The 13,905-nt window shown below is 68.0% G+C and carries 13 protein-coding genes; 8 read left to right on the top strand and 5 right to left on the bottom strand.

What is annotated here, in order from left to right:
* Nucleotides 1-182 precede the first annotated feature (182 nt).
* Nucleotides 183-1,466, bottom strand: a complete 1,284-nt coding sequence (locus H8S61_RS12380) for a type II toxin-antitoxin system HipA family toxin (protein ID WP_186939194.1) — start codon at nt 1,464-1,466, stop codon at nt 183-185.
* Nucleotides 1,463-1,807: a helix-turn-helix transcriptional regulator gene (locus H8S61_RS12375; protein WP_160942641.1), complete on the bottom strand. Its 345-nt coding sequence runs from the start codon at nt 1,805-1,807 to the stop codon at nt 1,463-1,465. The genes H8S61_RS12380 and H8S61_RS12375 overlap by 4 nt, the downstream gene beginning before the upstream one ends.
* 146 nt (nt 1,808-1,953) lie before the next feature.
* Here H8S61_RS12375 and H8S61_RS12370 point away from each other — a divergent pair, with 146 nt between their 5' ends.
* Entirely contained in the window at nt 1,954-3,102 is a 1,149-nt protein-coding gene (locus H8S61_RS12370; protein WP_186939193.1) for a DUF3810 domain-containing protein, read from the top strand.
* On the opposite strand, the gene H8S61_RS12365 is transcribed toward H8S61_RS12370, so the two are convergent.
* Nucleotides 3,099-4,055, bottom strand: coding sequence for a DUF2268 domain-containing putative Zn-dependent protease (locus H8S61_RS12365; protein WP_186939192.1), 957 nt, complete (start codon nt 4,053-4,055; stop codon nt 3,099-3,101). The genes H8S61_RS12370 and H8S61_RS12365 overlap by 4 nt on opposite strands.
* A 145-nt stretch (nt 4,056-4,200) precedes the next feature.
* Here H8S61_RS12365 and H8S61_RS12360 point away from each other — a divergent pair, with 145 nt between their 5' ends.
* The 3 genes from H8S61_RS12360 (at nt 4,201) to cysK (ending at nt 8,078) form a co-directional block, all read left to right on the top strand.
* A complete protein-coding gene (locus tag H8S61_RS12360; protein ID WP_186939191.1) occupies nt 4,201-5,652 on the top strand; it encodes a M20/M25/M40 family metallo-hydrolase in 1,452 nt (483 codons plus the stop codon).
* Nucleotides 5,653-5,658: 6 nt separating this feature from the next.
* Nucleotides 5,659-7,047: an MFS transporter gene (locus tag H8S61_RS12355; protein ID WP_186939190.1), complete on the top strand. Its 1,389-nt coding sequence runs from the start codon at nt 5,659-5,661 to the stop codon at nt 7,045-7,047.
* Nucleotides 7,048-7,148: 101 nt separating this feature from the next.
* Complete coding sequence (gene cysK / locus H8S61_RS12350) at nt 7,149-8,078, top strand: cysteine synthase A (RefSeq protein WP_160942646.1); 930 nt, start codon at nt 7,149-7,151, stop codon at nt 8,076-8,078.
* A 121-nt stretch (nt 8,079-8,199) separates the two neighbouring features.
* On the opposite strand, the gene proC is transcribed toward cysK, so the two are convergent.
* On the bottom strand, nt 8,200-9,000 hold the full coding sequence (gene proC, locus H8S61_RS12345) for a pyrroline-5-carboxylate reductase (protein WP_186939189.1): 801 nt from the start codon (nt 8,998-9,000) through the stop codon (nt 8,200-8,202).
* Between the two features lie 173 nt (nt 9,001-9,173).
* Nucleotides 9,174-10,154, bottom strand: coding sequence for a bile acid:sodium symporter family protein (locus H8S61_RS12340; protein WP_160942648.1), 981 nt, complete (start codon nt 10,152-10,154; stop codon nt 9,174-9,176).
* Nucleotides 10,155-10,317: 163 nt separating this feature from the next.
* Here H8S61_RS12340 and H8S61_RS12335 point away from each other — a divergent pair, with 163 nt between their 5' ends.
* The 4 genes from H8S61_RS12335 to H8S61_RS12320 all read left to right on the top strand — a co-directional run bounded on the left by H8S61_RS12335 (nt 10,318) and on the right by H8S61_RS12320 (nt 13,901).
* A complete protein-coding gene (locus H8S61_RS12335) occupies nt 10,318-10,821 on the top strand; it encodes an RNA polymerase sigma factor (RefSeq protein ID WP_186939188.1) in 504 nt (167 codons plus the stop codon).
* Nucleotides 10,818-11,663, top strand: a complete 846-nt coding sequence (locus H8S61_RS12330) for a hypothetical protein (RefSeq protein ID WP_186939187.1) — start codon at nt 10,818-10,820, stop codon at nt 11,661-11,663. The genes H8S61_RS12335 and H8S61_RS12330 overlap by 4 nt, the downstream gene beginning before the upstream one ends.
* A gap of 68 nt (nt 11,664-11,731) precedes the next feature.
* On the top strand, nt 11,732-12,643 hold the full coding sequence (locus H8S61_RS12325) for an ABC transporter ATP-binding protein (protein ID WP_186939186.1): 912 nt from the start codon (nt 11,732-11,734) through the stop codon (nt 12,641-12,643).
* Nucleotides 12,636-13,901 (top strand): ABC transporter permease, encoded by a 1,266-nt coding sequence (locus H8S61_RS12320; RefSeq protein WP_186939185.1) that lies wholly within the window; start codon nt 12,636-12,638, stop codon nt 13,899-13,901. Before H8S61_RS12325 ends, H8S61_RS12320 begins: the two co-directional genes overlap by 8 nt.
* Nucleotides 13,902-13,905: the final 4 nt, after the last annotated feature.

The raw sequence follows: 13,905 nt of genomic DNA, 5'->3' as shown, positions 1-13,905 counted from the left end.
AAGCGCTCCCATGACAATTTTCGCCGGTCTGGTTCTCGGCGCGAAGCCGGGAGAAATTTCGCCACCTGGGGTTTCAGGCTCTGCCGAGGCTGCGGCGCGCGCCGCATGCGCCGCGAAATTGTCATGGGAGCGCTTTTGCGCCCACGTTGGCGCGGCATCGTGGGCGGTTGCCGGGCGTTTCGTTACAGCGTCAGCAGGTTTCGCTGGATTTCCTCGCACGCCGCTTCGGGGACGTCGGCCGACTGCGCGAAGGTTCTCCATTCCCGGACGGCCCCGTTCACCTGCTCGGTCAGCTCCAAGGCGCGGATGCGCGGGATGTCCATGGCCTTCGCCGCAGCGAGCAGGTCGTCCAGCCCTATGTTCTCGGCCTTGCCTGCAACGGTCATCTGGTGGCGGGACAGCCACTTGTTGCCCGGATCGTTCGCGTACGTCACGTCGTATGCCGGGGCAAGGCTCCATGTTCCGCGCCTGTCCATCAAAAACGACAGGTTCTTCACGTGGTCGTCCTGGTTCCTGGCCAGAACGTTGAACGTCATTCTGAGGTACAGCTGCTCGAGGCTGTCCTGGCCGAGATTCAGGCGTCGCATGACGCTGGCGGCTTGCTCGTAGCTGTGCGCCGCCGGAGCGTTGAAGTCGAAATGGGCGAGGCCGCCGAGGGTTTGCATATGCAGCTTGCCGCCGTCTGCCGTCCGATCGAAGCGCCTCGTCATGAAATGCCGGCGCCCGTTTTCCTCGAACAGCTCGCACGCGCTCATCTCGAGCCCCGCCGCGATCGCCATGGTGTAGTAGGCGAACTCTATGCGCGTGTACGCAGGTCGATCGTAGGAATCTCCCTTGTCCTTATTCTTCTCGACGCCGTCGAACTTGATCAGCCAGTGCTCGTATCCAGGATCGGCTGCTACCTGCCCCGAGCGAACGTCGTTCGTCGTTCGGTTCCAGGCGATCACGGCTTTCGCGCGGGCGCCCCCGGCCGACGTTCCCACGCTCACCAAATGGGCGAGGCCCTTGGCGTCCATGGTCTCGCGCATTCCCTCGCGCCGGTTCAGCACGTCGTTCGCGACGCCGACCAACGCGTCGATGTCGACGTCGTCGTTGCGGGCGAACCGGTCGTAGGAAGGCTCGTACTCCAAGGCGCCCATTCCGCGTTTGCCGGTATAGAGCAAGCGCTCGACGGCGCTGAGCCTCCGGTAGTCCCTGCCGTGTTGGGCCAGATAGCTGTCCAGCAGGGCGTTGCCGAATTTGTCCGGCAGCGAATCGGCCAGCATGCCGGGCAAGCCGTGGAACGACTCGCCGTTGAGGGTGGGAAACGAGTAGAGGGCGCCGGACAGGGGCATCTCGAGCGGGGAGAGCTCGATGCCGCTCAGCGTGAAATCGGGGTCGTAGTTGAAAACGGGGATGTCGTCGACGTCCTCTTGCTGGACGGCTCCGATGCGGGTGCCCCACAGGGAAACGTTTGCCGCGATCATCGTTCGTCACCCCACGTCCAACCCTTGTTCGGCTGCGCGCTTTTCGAGGAGGCGGCCCGCTTGCGTTTCTGCCGCCCGTCGAATGCCTCGGTGGGCGCCATCCGGTATTCGGGAACCAGCAGGTCGATATTGCGAAGGATTCCCAGCGATCGCAAGATGCCGAGAAAGCCGTCGAGCGCGATGCCGTCGCCCGACTCGAGGCGCGCCACCGTGCGCGAGGAAACGCCGCTTTTCTTCGCCAGCTCCGCTTGGGTGAGCCCGAGCGCGAGCCTTTGGTCGCGGATGCGCTGTGCGAGCTCCGAAAGCACCGCCGTGTTGTTCTCGTAGCCGGTCAGTTTCATATCCACCTCTTTATATGCCATATTTGTCTGTTTTACGCTGCTATTCTATAGTAATCTGCCATATTTGGCTAGTTGCTATTGTTTGATTGAGATCAAGGCGAAACGTTTCCGTGGGCGCTCGCCCGCACAGGTTATACTGTCACCCTATGGAAACCGACGAACCGAAGCGCGGCATACGGAAGTTCTTGCTCAAGCGGATGCTGTTCATCCCGCTCGGCATCGTCGCGCTTGCGGCGACGATGGTGGCGCGGGCGAACCCCGACGCGGCCGAATGGTACAGCCAGGCGGTGTACCCCGTGCTGTCCAGCGTCGTGGGCTTTCTGCCGTCGCTCGTGGGGTTCTCAGTAGCCGAGTGGGTCACGGCGCTGTTCCTGCTGTTCTGCGCGGGGTACGTCGTTTACTGCATTCGCAAGATCGTCGTGAGCAAGGGCGCGCGCCTCATGGCGGCCTACCGCGGCGCGATGGGGGTGGTGGCCATCTGCTGCGTGGTGTACTTCCTGTTCACGGCCTTGTGCGGGCTGAACTACTACCGCTACACCTTCACCGAGCACGCCGGCTACGACGTGGAGGAGGCTGACGCCGATCCGGCGCAGCGCCAGGAGGAGCTCGTGGCGCTCACTGCTTCGCTCGCCGGCGAGCTGGGGCAGACTCGGGCGCTGCTGGGCGACGACGCGGACCTGTTCGAGGCCGAGCCGGGCCAGTTCGAGCGCTACGCGCAGGAGTCGGTGGAGGCCATGCGGAAGCTGGCCGAGCAGTACCCGGTGCTGGAGCGGCCGCTGTACTCGCCGCCGAAGCCGGTGCTCGCCTCCGAGCTGATGTCGTACGCGAACATCGGCGGCATGTTCTTCCCCTTCACGATGGAGTCGAACATCAACGTGGACAACCCGTCGTTCGCGATCCCCTGGGCCATGGCGCACGAGCTGGCGCACCAGTGCGGCTTCATGCGCGAGGACGAGGCGAACTTCATCGCGTACCTGGCGTGCAAGGAGTCGGACGATGCGCTGATGCGCTACAGCGGCTACCTGCTGGCGTACGACAACGCCATCTCGGCGCTGCGGAAGGTCGACCCGGAGGCGGCGAGCGCGATCGCCTCGGGGCTGTCGGCGGCGGTGCAGCGCGACCTCGCCCAGCGCGCGGAGCACTGGGCGAAGTACGAGGGCCCGGTCCAAGACGTCTCCAACGCCGCCAACGACACGTACCTGAAGGCGAACAACCAGACCGACGGCATGCGCAGCTACGGCCGCATGGTCGACCTGCTGCTGGCCGAGCAGCGAGCGGAGGGGGAGGGCGCCTAGCCCCAGAACCCTGCCGCCTCCACCTCTTGCAGGATGACCTCGGCGGGCAGCAGCGTGGCTTCGGCAATGTCGGCGCCGGTGGCGTCCAGGTAGCAGCGCACCAGGTCGTAGCCGCAGGCGTATCCGGCGCAGTAGGGCAGGCCCACCGTCGGGTAGCCCTGCGCCGCGGCGATCTCGTCGCCGTAGAGGTACGCCGACAGCCCGGCCATGCCCTGCACGTCGAGCGCGGCGCGGATGGCGGGCTTGACGGTGCTCTCGAGCACGTCGGCACCCGTCTTCGTCACCCAGGGCCCGGCGTTCTCCTCGCCGTACAGGCTGACGGCGAAGTTCTCGGCCAGCCCTTCGCTCACCATCATCTCGCCGAGGGTGATGTCGTCGCGCCAGGCGATGAACTGGAAGCGCACGTTGTGGTTCGTCTCGTGCGCGAGCGCGGCGGGCAGCCGACGCACGGTGTCGTCGCTGGGCACGAGCCACGCCAGCACGTAGCCGGGGATGCCGCCGTCGCCGCAGTAGCCGTCGCTCGCGGCCAGCGCGGGGTTGTCGGGGTCGCCCAGCAGGATGGAGAACAGGTAGTCCTGCACGCGCAGCTCGATGCCGCGCTCGACGAAGCGGGCGAGCGCGCGCTCGACGGCCTGCCGGCTCGCGCGCCACAGGTCGTCGTCGGCCAAGCGCCGGACGGCGTCGGCCCAGCTTTCGTCCACGCGCGCGGGCGGCAGGATGCCCAGCATCTCGCTGGCCATCACCACGTCGTAGCCGCCGGGCTGCGCGGAACGCAGCGGCACGCGGTAGCAGTCCCATTTCGCCTTGAACGGCGCCATGAGCTCGTGGCGGTAGATGTCGGCGCGCTTCGCGGGCGGTGCGGCGATCATACGCGCGTACGCGTCGCCCGTGCGCAGCGCGCGCACGGCGGGCAGCGCAGGCGACGGCGAGGCGGCAGGTTTCTTGTGGGACATGGGCGTCTCCTCTCATCGGGGAGGCCAATCCTACCCCCTCACGTCGCGTGAGGGTCAACGCCTTCGTGCCCTTTTTCTTCTCGACGCTCCCCATCAGGCGGAAGGGCTATAATAACCCCATGTCAGCCGAAGGGGAGGAGCCCTCATGATCGTGCTTGCCGTCGTGGTCGCGCTTGTCGCGCTGCTTGCAATCGTGCTGGTGGTGAACGCGGCGCGGCTCAAACCGACGCCCGTTCCCGACCCCCTGCCCCCGAGCGGCATCGAGGGCGACGACGCCGCGGTCGCGCGCTTCCAGGAGCTGCTGCGCTGCGAAACCGTGTGGGACCTGCACAACCCCGACGCCGACCGCAGCGCCTTCGACGAGTTCGTCCCGCTGCTGCGCCGTTTGTACCCGACGGTGTTCGAGCGCCTGGAGCTGGAGCTGATCGACGGCTATGGCATCTCGCTGTTGTGGAAGGGTGCCGACCGCGCGCTGGCGCCGGTGGTGCTCATGGCGCACCATGACGTGGTGCCGGCCGACGCGTCCGAGTGGACGCACGACCCCTTCGCCGCCGACATCGTGGACGGCAGGATCTTCGCGCGCGGCGCGGTGGACACGAAGTGCATCTGGGCGGCCCTCATGGAATCCGCCGAGCATCTGCTGAAAGAGGGGTACGTCCCTCCGCGCGACGTGTACTTCTTCTCGTCGAACACCGAGGAGGACGGCGGCGACACGGCGCCCCACATGGTGGAGCACCTCAAAAGCATCGGGCGCGTGCCGTACATGGTGCTGGACGAGGGCGGCGCGGTCATCGACAACCCGCCGCTGGGCGTGAAGGGCCAGTTCGCCGTCGTGGGCGTGGCCGAGAAGGGCATCTTCGACGCGTTCATCACCACGAGCGCCGAGGGCGGGCATGCCGCCACGCCCTCGCTCGAGGACGCCACGGCGAAGCTCGTGTCGGGCCTCGACGGCCTGCAGAAGAACCCGCCGGCGTCCAAGCTGTCCGCTCCGGTGGCGGCCATGCTGCGCGAGCTGGCGGCGCACGGCAGCTGGGCCTTGCGCATCGTGTTCGCGAACCTGTGGCTGTTCCGGCCCGTGGTCATCCGCATCATGCAGGGCGACCCCGAGACGGCGGCCATGGTGCGCACCACGTACGCGCTGACGCAGCTCGAGGGGAGCCCCGCGCACAACGTCATCCCGAAGCGGGCGAAGGCGACGGTGAACGTGCGCGTCGATCCTGGCGAGACGGTGGACGCGGCCTTCGCGCGCATCAAGGAGCGTTTCGACGAGCGCACCTCCTACGAGCTGGCCGAGGTGAGCGAGCCGTCGCCCATCGCGCCGTTTGCGGACGACCCCGCGTTCGACTACCTGCGCGCCGTCATCCGCAGCGTGTATCCCACGGCCGGCATCGCGCCGTACGTGCAGACCAGCTGCAGCGACGCGCGCCGCTTCCATCGCATCTGCCCGCGCACGTACCGCTTCGCCGGCATCCTGTTCAAGGGCGACCAGCGCAACCGCGTGCACGGCCAGGACGAGAACCTCGACGTGGACAGCTTCAAGCGCGGCATCGGGTTCTACACGGAATTCATCCGACATCTCGACCGATTGGGGAAGTGAGGCATCGTGGCCGACACGAAGGGGGCCGCCGAGGCGGCGAAGCAGGGGAAGTTCTTCTACGGATGGTGGATCGTCGCGGGCGGCCTGCTGATCATGGCCACCTGCTACACGGTGTTCGTGAACTGCATCCCGCTGTTCCAGACGCACATCGTGCGCGACCTGGGGCTGACGGTGGGGCAGTTCAACACGGGCGTGTCCATCACCACGGTGGTGGCGGTGTTCGCGTCGCTCGTCATCGGGCGGCTCACCGACAAGTGCTCGGCGCGCGTGCTGGGCACGGTGACGGTGCTGACCAGCTCGATCGTGCTGGTGGGGCTCTCGTTCATCACGGCGGTGTGGCAGCTGTACGCGCTGTGCGTGGTGGCCGGCATGGTGGTGGTGGCCGGCACGCGCCTCTTGGTGTCGGTGGTCATCTCGAACTGGTTCACGCTCAAGCGCGGCTTGGCGGTGTCCATCGCGCTGTCGGGGTCGGGCATCGGCGGCGTCGTGCTGTCGCCGGCCACGAGCGCGATGATCGAGGCGTCCGGCTGGCGCTCGGCGTTCCTGCTGCTGGCGGTGGTGTGCCTCGTGGCCGCGCTGCCGCTCGTGCTGGCCACGTTCAGCACCCGGCCCAGCGACAAGGGCCTGCTGCCGTACGGCGCGGGCCAGGTGGAGCAGACGAAGGCCGACCGCTCGCCCGACCGGCCCGTCAACGTGTCGATCGGCTGGAAGACGCTGCGCTCGAGCACGGCGTTCTGGCTGCTCGTGATCGGCTTCGTGGCCATGGGCATCACGAACGGGTGCATCATCACGAACTCCATCGCGAACATGACGAGCGTGACGGTGGGCGGCACCGAGGTGGTCACCGGCGGGCACTCCACCCTGTGGGCCGGCAGCGTGTGGTCGTTCTACCTGGCCGTGGTCATCGTGGCGAAGGTGGCGCTCGGCGCCATCTACGACCGCTGGGGCATGCGCGCGGGCACGATCCTCGGCACGATCACGTCGGTGCTGGCCGGAACCATGCTGCTGTTCCCGACCACCGACTGGGGCCCCATTCTGGCCTGCCTGTTCTTCGGATTCGCCACCTGCATGGGCACGGTGGCGCCGCCCATCATGGTGGTGAAGGAGTACGGCAAGAAGGACCTCGGCACGGTCACGGGCATCGTCACGGCGTTCGAGCTGCTGGGCGCTGCGGTGGGTGCGGTGGTGTCGGGCGTGATGTTCGACGCGTACCTGTCGTTCGCGCCGGTGTGGATCATGGTGATCGTGGCGAGCGTGGTCATGGGCGCGGCGCTGCTGGCGTCCATCCCCGCGGCGCGCCGCCTCGTGGCGCGGCGGGTGGCTGCGGGCGCGCCCCAGCTGGACGCCGAAGGGTTCGAAATCGACGTCGACGGTCAGCGCTTGACTAAAGCATAGCGTTCTAGTAGGATTTAGCGCGACACACAGGAAGCCCGCCCTGCGGGCACCGGGCGCAGCCGGGCAGGCGCGACCGGAGAAGACGGGAAAGCAGGCGCATCATGACCGTACATGCAAGCGTTGCCGAGCTCATCGGCAACACGCCGCTCGTAGAGCTCGTGAACTACGAGGCGAACAACAACCTGGACGCCACCATCGTGGGCAAGGTGGAGTCGTTCAACCCGGCCGGTTCCGTCAAGGACCGCATCGCGAAGGCGATGATCGACGACGCGCTGGCCGCCGGCAAGATCGACGACGACACGGTGCTCATCGAGCCCACCTCGGGCAACACCGGCATCGGCCTGGCCGCCCTCGCCGCCGCGCGCGGCATGCGCCTCATCATCACCATGCCCGAGACGATGTCCATCGAGCGCCGCAACCTCATGAAGGCCTACGGCGCCGAGCTCGTGCTGACCGACGGCGCGCAGGGCATGAAGGGCGCCATCGCGCGCGCCGACGAGCTGGCGGCCGAGATCCCCAACTCGTTCATCGTCGGGCAGTTCACGAACCCGGCGAACCCGGCCGTCCACGAGGCCACCACGGGCCCCGAGATCTGGGAGGCCACCGGCGGCGACGTGGACATCTTCGTGGCGGGCGTGGGCACGGGCGGCACGGTGAGCGGCACGGGCGCGTACCTGAAGCGCATGAACCCGGACGTGCGCGTGGTGGCCGTGGAGCCGGCGGCGTCGCCGGTGCTGTCCGAGGGGCGCGCCGGCGCGCACAAGATCCAGGGCATCGGCGCGGGCTTCGTGCCCGACACGCTGAACACCGAAGTGTACGACGAGGTGATCACCGTCGCCGACGAGGACGCCTTCGCGGTAGGTCGCGAGCTGGCGGCGAAGGAGGGCCTGCTCGTGGGCATCTCGTCGGGCGCGGCCGTGGCCGCCGCCACCGAGCTGGCGCGCCGCCCCGAGAACAAGGGCAAAACCATCGTGGTGATCCTCCCCGACACGGGCGAGCGCTACCTGACGACGGCGATGTTCGGCTTCTAGGAAGCCGCGACGCGAAGGGCCCCGCGGCATGCCGCGGGGCCCTTCGTCGTGAGAGCCCGTCGCCGTCCGAAACGGACGCTTTCGGACGGCGACGGCATGCGAAGCGGTTTCGCGTGCGAACCTACTCGCCCTCGATGGCGTCGATGGCGTCGATCACGGTGCCGCGGAAGCCGTCCTTCTCGAGCGCGGCCACGCCCTTGATGGTGGTGCCGCCCGGCGAGCAGACGGCGTCCTTCATCGCGCCGGGGTGCGTGCCGGTTTCCAGGTACAGCTTGGACGTGCCCATCATCATCTGCGCCGCGAGGCGGTAGGCGGTCTGCCGCGGCAGGCCGTGCTTCACGCCGGCGTCGCCGAGGGCCTCCAGGAACATCGCGGCGAACGCGGGGCCGCAGCCGGCGATGGAGCTGGCCGTGGACAGCAGCTTGCCGTCGACCCACTCGATGAGCGCGATCTGGCCGAACAGGTTCTCGAACGTCTGCAGCTGCTCGTCGGTGAGCGAATGGCGCTGCTCGCAGGCCACCACGCCCGCGCCCACGGCGATGGGCGTGTTCGGGATGGTGCTGAGGTGGTGGCTGTTCGGGGCGAGGATGCCCTCGTAGAACGCGAAGTCGCGCCCGGCGGCCACCGAGATCACGGCTTTGCCGGCAAGCGTCTCGCGCACCGGTTCCACCACCTGCTCGATGAGGTAGGGCTTCACGGCGAGAACGACGAAGTCGCTGGCTTCCACCACCTCGGCCGCCTCGCGATGCGCGTGCACGCCGAGCTTCTCGGCCGTGGCCTGCAGCTTGTCGAAGTGCCCGGCGCACGCGTGGATGTGCTCGCCCGAGAGCGCGCCCGAATTCACGAGGCCCTGCGCCATCGCCTGGGCCATGTTGCCGAACCCGATGAAGCCGAGCTCGATGCTGCTTGCTGTGTCCGCCATGCTGAGAACCTTTCCGTTGCGACTGCGTTTTTACTGGCTCATGATTGTACGCCAGGCGAGGCGCGCTTCCAAACGACGATTCTGTGACGTGGGGTTCGGGCCGTGAAAAAAGGCCGGAACCCCGAGGGGCTCCGGCCTTCTCGAACCGGTTGCGCCGTCGCGTCGCGTGCCCGTTACGCGGCGGCCTGCTCAACCTCGTCTGCCTCGCCGGCGTCCTTGTCGGCCGAGCGGGCGAGGATGTTCGCGTACACCGCGCCGGAGATGTTGTGCCACACGCTGAACACGGCACCGGGCACCGCGGCCAGCGGCATGCTGGCGAAGTGCACCGTGGCGAGCGAGGTGGCCAGGCCGGAGTTCTGCATGCCCACCTCGATGGACAGCGTGCGCATCTGGGCCTTCGACAGGCGCAGCGCGCGTCCGGTGAGGTATCCCAGCGCGTAGCCCAGCACGTTGTGCAGCATGACCACCACGATGATGAGCGGCCCCACCGTCAGCAGCTTCGCCTGGTTGGCGGCCACCACGGCCATGATGATGAGCGAGATGCCCACCACCGACACGAGCGGCAGCACGTTGGCGCAGACGCTGGCAGCCTTCTCGAAGAAGTAGTTGATGAGGAAGCCCAGCGCGATGGGCACGAGCACCACCTGCACGATGGACAGGAACATGTCCAGCACGTTCACGTCCACGGTCTGGCCGGCGAACAGCAGCACGAGCAGCGGCGTGACGATGGGCGCCATGATGGTGGTGCACGCGGTCATGCCCACTGACAGCGCCACGTCGCCTTTCGCCAGGTACGTCATGACGTTGGAGCTGGTGCCGCCGGGGCACGAGCCCACGAGGATCACGCCCACGGCCAGCTCGGGCGGCAGCTGGAACACCATCGTCAGCAGGAACGCCAGCACCGGCATGATGATGAACTGCGCCAGGATGCCCACGATGACGGCTTTCGGCTTCGTGAACACCACCTTGAAGTCGGCCAGCTTGAGGGTCATGCCCATGCCGAACATCACGACGCCCAGCAGGATGTTCACGTAGCTGGTCTTCACGACGGCGGACACGGGACCGGGAAAGACCAAGGCGATAATCGCGACGGCGAGTGCGATGATCGCCATGTACTTTCCCGCGAAGTCGCTGATCTTGGTAAGCGTCTTCACAGGGGATTCCTTTCTCGAAGGTGGTAGGGTTGGGAAAGTATACCGCTTCACTGGGTGAAGCACGAGGGGCATCCGGGCGAATGCGTCCGGAAATTTTTTCAGCTGAGCCCGCACGGATCGACCGTAGGATTCGTTATAGAGGATAGAGGAGGTGAAGCGGGGCTTGAAGAACAGATTGCGAGACGGCGAGGCGTTCGATCGCTTGGTCGAAGAGCATTACGACGACGTGCTGGCGTACTGCCGACGGCACGCGCCGTCCTACGACGACGCGCCGGACGTGGCGCAGGAGACGTTTCTGCGTTTCGTGCGCAGCGGGCGCTCGCCGGGCGAGGGCAAGCCGCTCGCGTACCTGTTCACCATCGCGCGCAACCTCTGCATCGACGCCGCGCGGGTGCGCCGGCTGCCCGTCGGGCCGCTCGATACGGACCTGCCCGACGGCTCGCCCGACGCGGACCCGGCGGTGGCGATTGCGGGCGGCGAGGTGGGCGCGCTTGTGGAAGCGCTCGACCCCGAGCTGCGCGAGGTGGTGGAGCTGCGCTTCGACCAGGGGTTCAAGGTGGGCGAGATCGCGAGCGTGCTGGGCGTGTCGCGGTTCGCGGTGAACCGGCGGCTCAATCGGGCGCTCGCGGAGTTGCGGCGCGGTTTGGAAGGAAGGAACGAGGCATGAGCGGAACGGGAAAGCGGGACGTGGAGCGGTTGCTGCGGGCGCACTACCGCGCCGAGCGCGGCGCGCCGGACGCGGCGTCGAAGGCGGCGACCCTTGCGGCCGTGCGCGCGGCGGTGGCGTCGGGGCGGCCGGCGGGCGCAAGGATGGGCGCGGAAGCCGCGGCGGGCGCATGCGCGGGCGAGCGCGGCCGCAGGGCGACGTTCGCCGGGTTCGTGGCTGCCCAGGCGCGCTTCATCCATCCGCGCGTGTGGGTGGCGCAGCTTGCGCTCGTGGCGATGATGGTGGCGGTCTGCTTGCCGTCGAGCGGCATGGTGCGCGGCTTCTCGGTCGTCTCGGGCATGCTGGCGGCGGCGACGGTGCTCGTGGGCCTGCCCGACCTGCTGGCCAGCGCCACGCACCGCGTGGCCGAGCTCGAGTACGCCTGCCGCTTCGACTGCCGCGCGGTCGCGTTGGCGCGGCTCATCGTGCTGGGATGCTCGGACGTGGTGGCGGTCACCGCCATCGCGCTCGCGGCGCCGATCGCGCTGGGGGCCGATCCCTTCGCGTCGTTCCTGCACGCGTGCGTCCCTTACTTCCTCTCGTGCGCGGGCGCGCTGCTCGCGGCGCGGCGCTGCCCGCCGTCGCAGGCGCTGCTGCTGGCCTGCGTGTGGACGCTGCTGGTGATGGCGGGGGCGTATGCGGTGCACTCCCTCGCGCCCGGCGCGTACGCCCAAGCGTCGGTCTGGCTGTGGGCGCTCGTGGCGGCGGCTTCGCTCGGTTGGGCCGTGCGCGAGGTGCGCACGTGGCTCGGCAGCATCGCGGCCGGCCTCGACGTGTTCGCGCCCGCCCCGACGCCTCGATGAGCCGATGGATCCGATGAGCCCAGCGACCCCGACCTACCCGACGACCCTACGATGACAAGGAGCATGGCATGGACCTGACGATAGACCGCCTGACCAAGCAGTTCGGATCGAAGATCGCGGTCGACCGCGTGTCGGCGCGGCTCGAGCCCGGCGTGTACGGCCTTTTGGGCGCGAACGGCGCGGGCAAGACCACCCTCATGCGCATGGTGTGCGACGTGCTGCGCCCCACGTCCGGCGAGATCCGCTTCGACGGCCGCGACGTGCGCGTGCTCGGCGACGAGTACCGCGCCTGCCTGGGCTACCTCCCGCAGGATTTCGGCTACTACCCCGACTTCACGGCGCTCGACTTCATGTGCTACCTGGCCGCGCTCAAGGGGCTCGACCGCCGCGCGGCGCGCCGCCGCTCGCTCGAGCTGCTGGAAACGGTGGGGCTCGCCGACGTGGCGCGCACGAAGGTGCGCACGTTCTCGGGCGGCATGAAGCAGCGCTTGGGCATCGCGCAGGCCGTGCTGAACGACCCGGCGGTGCTCGTGCTCGACGAGCCCACGGCCGGGCTCGACCCGAAGGAGCGCGTGCGGTTCCGCAACCTCATCGCCAGCTTCGCGCAGGACAAGATCGTCATCCTGTCCACGCACATCGTGTCGGACATCGAGTACATCGCCGACGAGATCCTCGTCATGCGCGCCGGCTCCTTCATCATGCAGGGCGCGCCGACGGACATCGTCGCGGCGGTGACGGGCAAGGTGTGGGAGTGCCACGTGGACGCGCGGCGCGCCGACGAGCTGGCGGCCACGAGCTGCGTGAGCAACGTCCACTACGCCGCGGACGGGCACGCGGTGGCGCGCGTCGTGGCCGACGAGGCGCCGGTGGCCGGCGCGCGGGCGCTCGATCCCACGCTGGAAGATCTGTACCTGTACGTGTTCCGCGACGAGGTCCCTGCGGCCGTCGCGTCCGACTCCCGAGGAGGGCACCATGCTTGATCTGGTGAGATTCGAACTCAAGAAGCTGCTCGTGCGCCGCACGTCGCTCATCGCCTGCGCGGGCATCCTCGTGATGCTGTGCGGGATCATGACGCTCAACATCGTGCAGACGAAGACGACCTCCAGTGCTGACGAGGTGCTGAGCGGCACCGCTGCCATCGCGTACCAGAAGGAGAAGACCGCCGCGCACGAGGGCGTGCTGACGGTCGAGCGCGTGCAGGACGAGGTGGCCGCCTACCAGGAGCTCGCGTTCTCGAAAGTGGACCCCGTCGACGTGAGCGGGCTCAGCGACCAGGCGGCGTACACGCTCATGAACCAGGCGTACGACGAGGACGAGTTCCGCGCGATCTACGACGCGTACTACTCCTACCTGTTCTCGCCGTGGAAGGAGGGCGCGCTCGAGCCGTACCAGGTGGCCGCGCAGCTCGACGACGGCGCCGCCGACGGGTTCTACGAGGCCATCGCCGACAAGCTGCAGCGCACGCTCGACGACGGCATGGGCGGCACCTGGGTGTACTCCGATGCCGAGCGCGCGTACTGGACGGAGAAGCAGGATGCGGTGGGCGAGCCGCTCGCCTACGGCTACGCGGGCGGATGGAGCGACGTGCTGGCGTGCCTCGGGTTCTTCGCGTTCGCGATGGTGGCCGTCTGCGTGGCGCTCACGCCCGTGTTCGCGGGGGAGTACCAGGATCGCACCGACGCCGTGCTGCTCTCGTCGCGTTACGGCCGCTCGAAGCTCGTGGCGGCGAAGATCATCGCGGCGCTCGTGTTCGCCACGGCCTACTTCGCGCTGGCGACGCTCATCATCATGGGCGCGGCGCTCGCGTTCTTCGGCGCCGAGGGCGGCGATCTGCCGGTGCAGGTGCTGTCGCTGGGCATCCCGTACGACCTCACGATGGCCGAAGCGACGTGGACGGCGGTGGGAATCGCCTACCTCATGACGCTCGGGTTCGCGGCGCTCACGCTGCTGCTGTCGTCGAAGCTGCGCTCCCAGCTGGCCATCTTCGTCGCCTGCGCGGCGCTCATCTTCCTCACGGGCATGGTTCCCTCCGGCGGCAACGCCGTGCTGCTGCACGCGCTGTACCTGTTCCCCCTCAACGCCCTGGTCGACCAGGTGCTGTTCAACGCGCTCGTGTCGTACGAGGTGGGGCCGTTCGTGGTGGATCTCGTGGGCCTGCTCGTTTGCATCTACGCCCTCGTGCTGGTCGTGTGCGTGCCCTTAGCCGCAAGAGCCTTCAGGAGGCACCAGGTGGTGTAGGGGA

The sequence above is a fragment of the Eggerthella hominis genome (assembly GCF_014287365.1).
Classification (GTDB): domain Bacteria; phylum Actinomycetota; class Coriobacteriia; order Coriobacteriales; family Eggerthellaceae; genus Eggerthella; species Eggerthella guodeyinii.
This window is presented reverse-complemented; position numbering and strand designations above follow the sequence as displayed.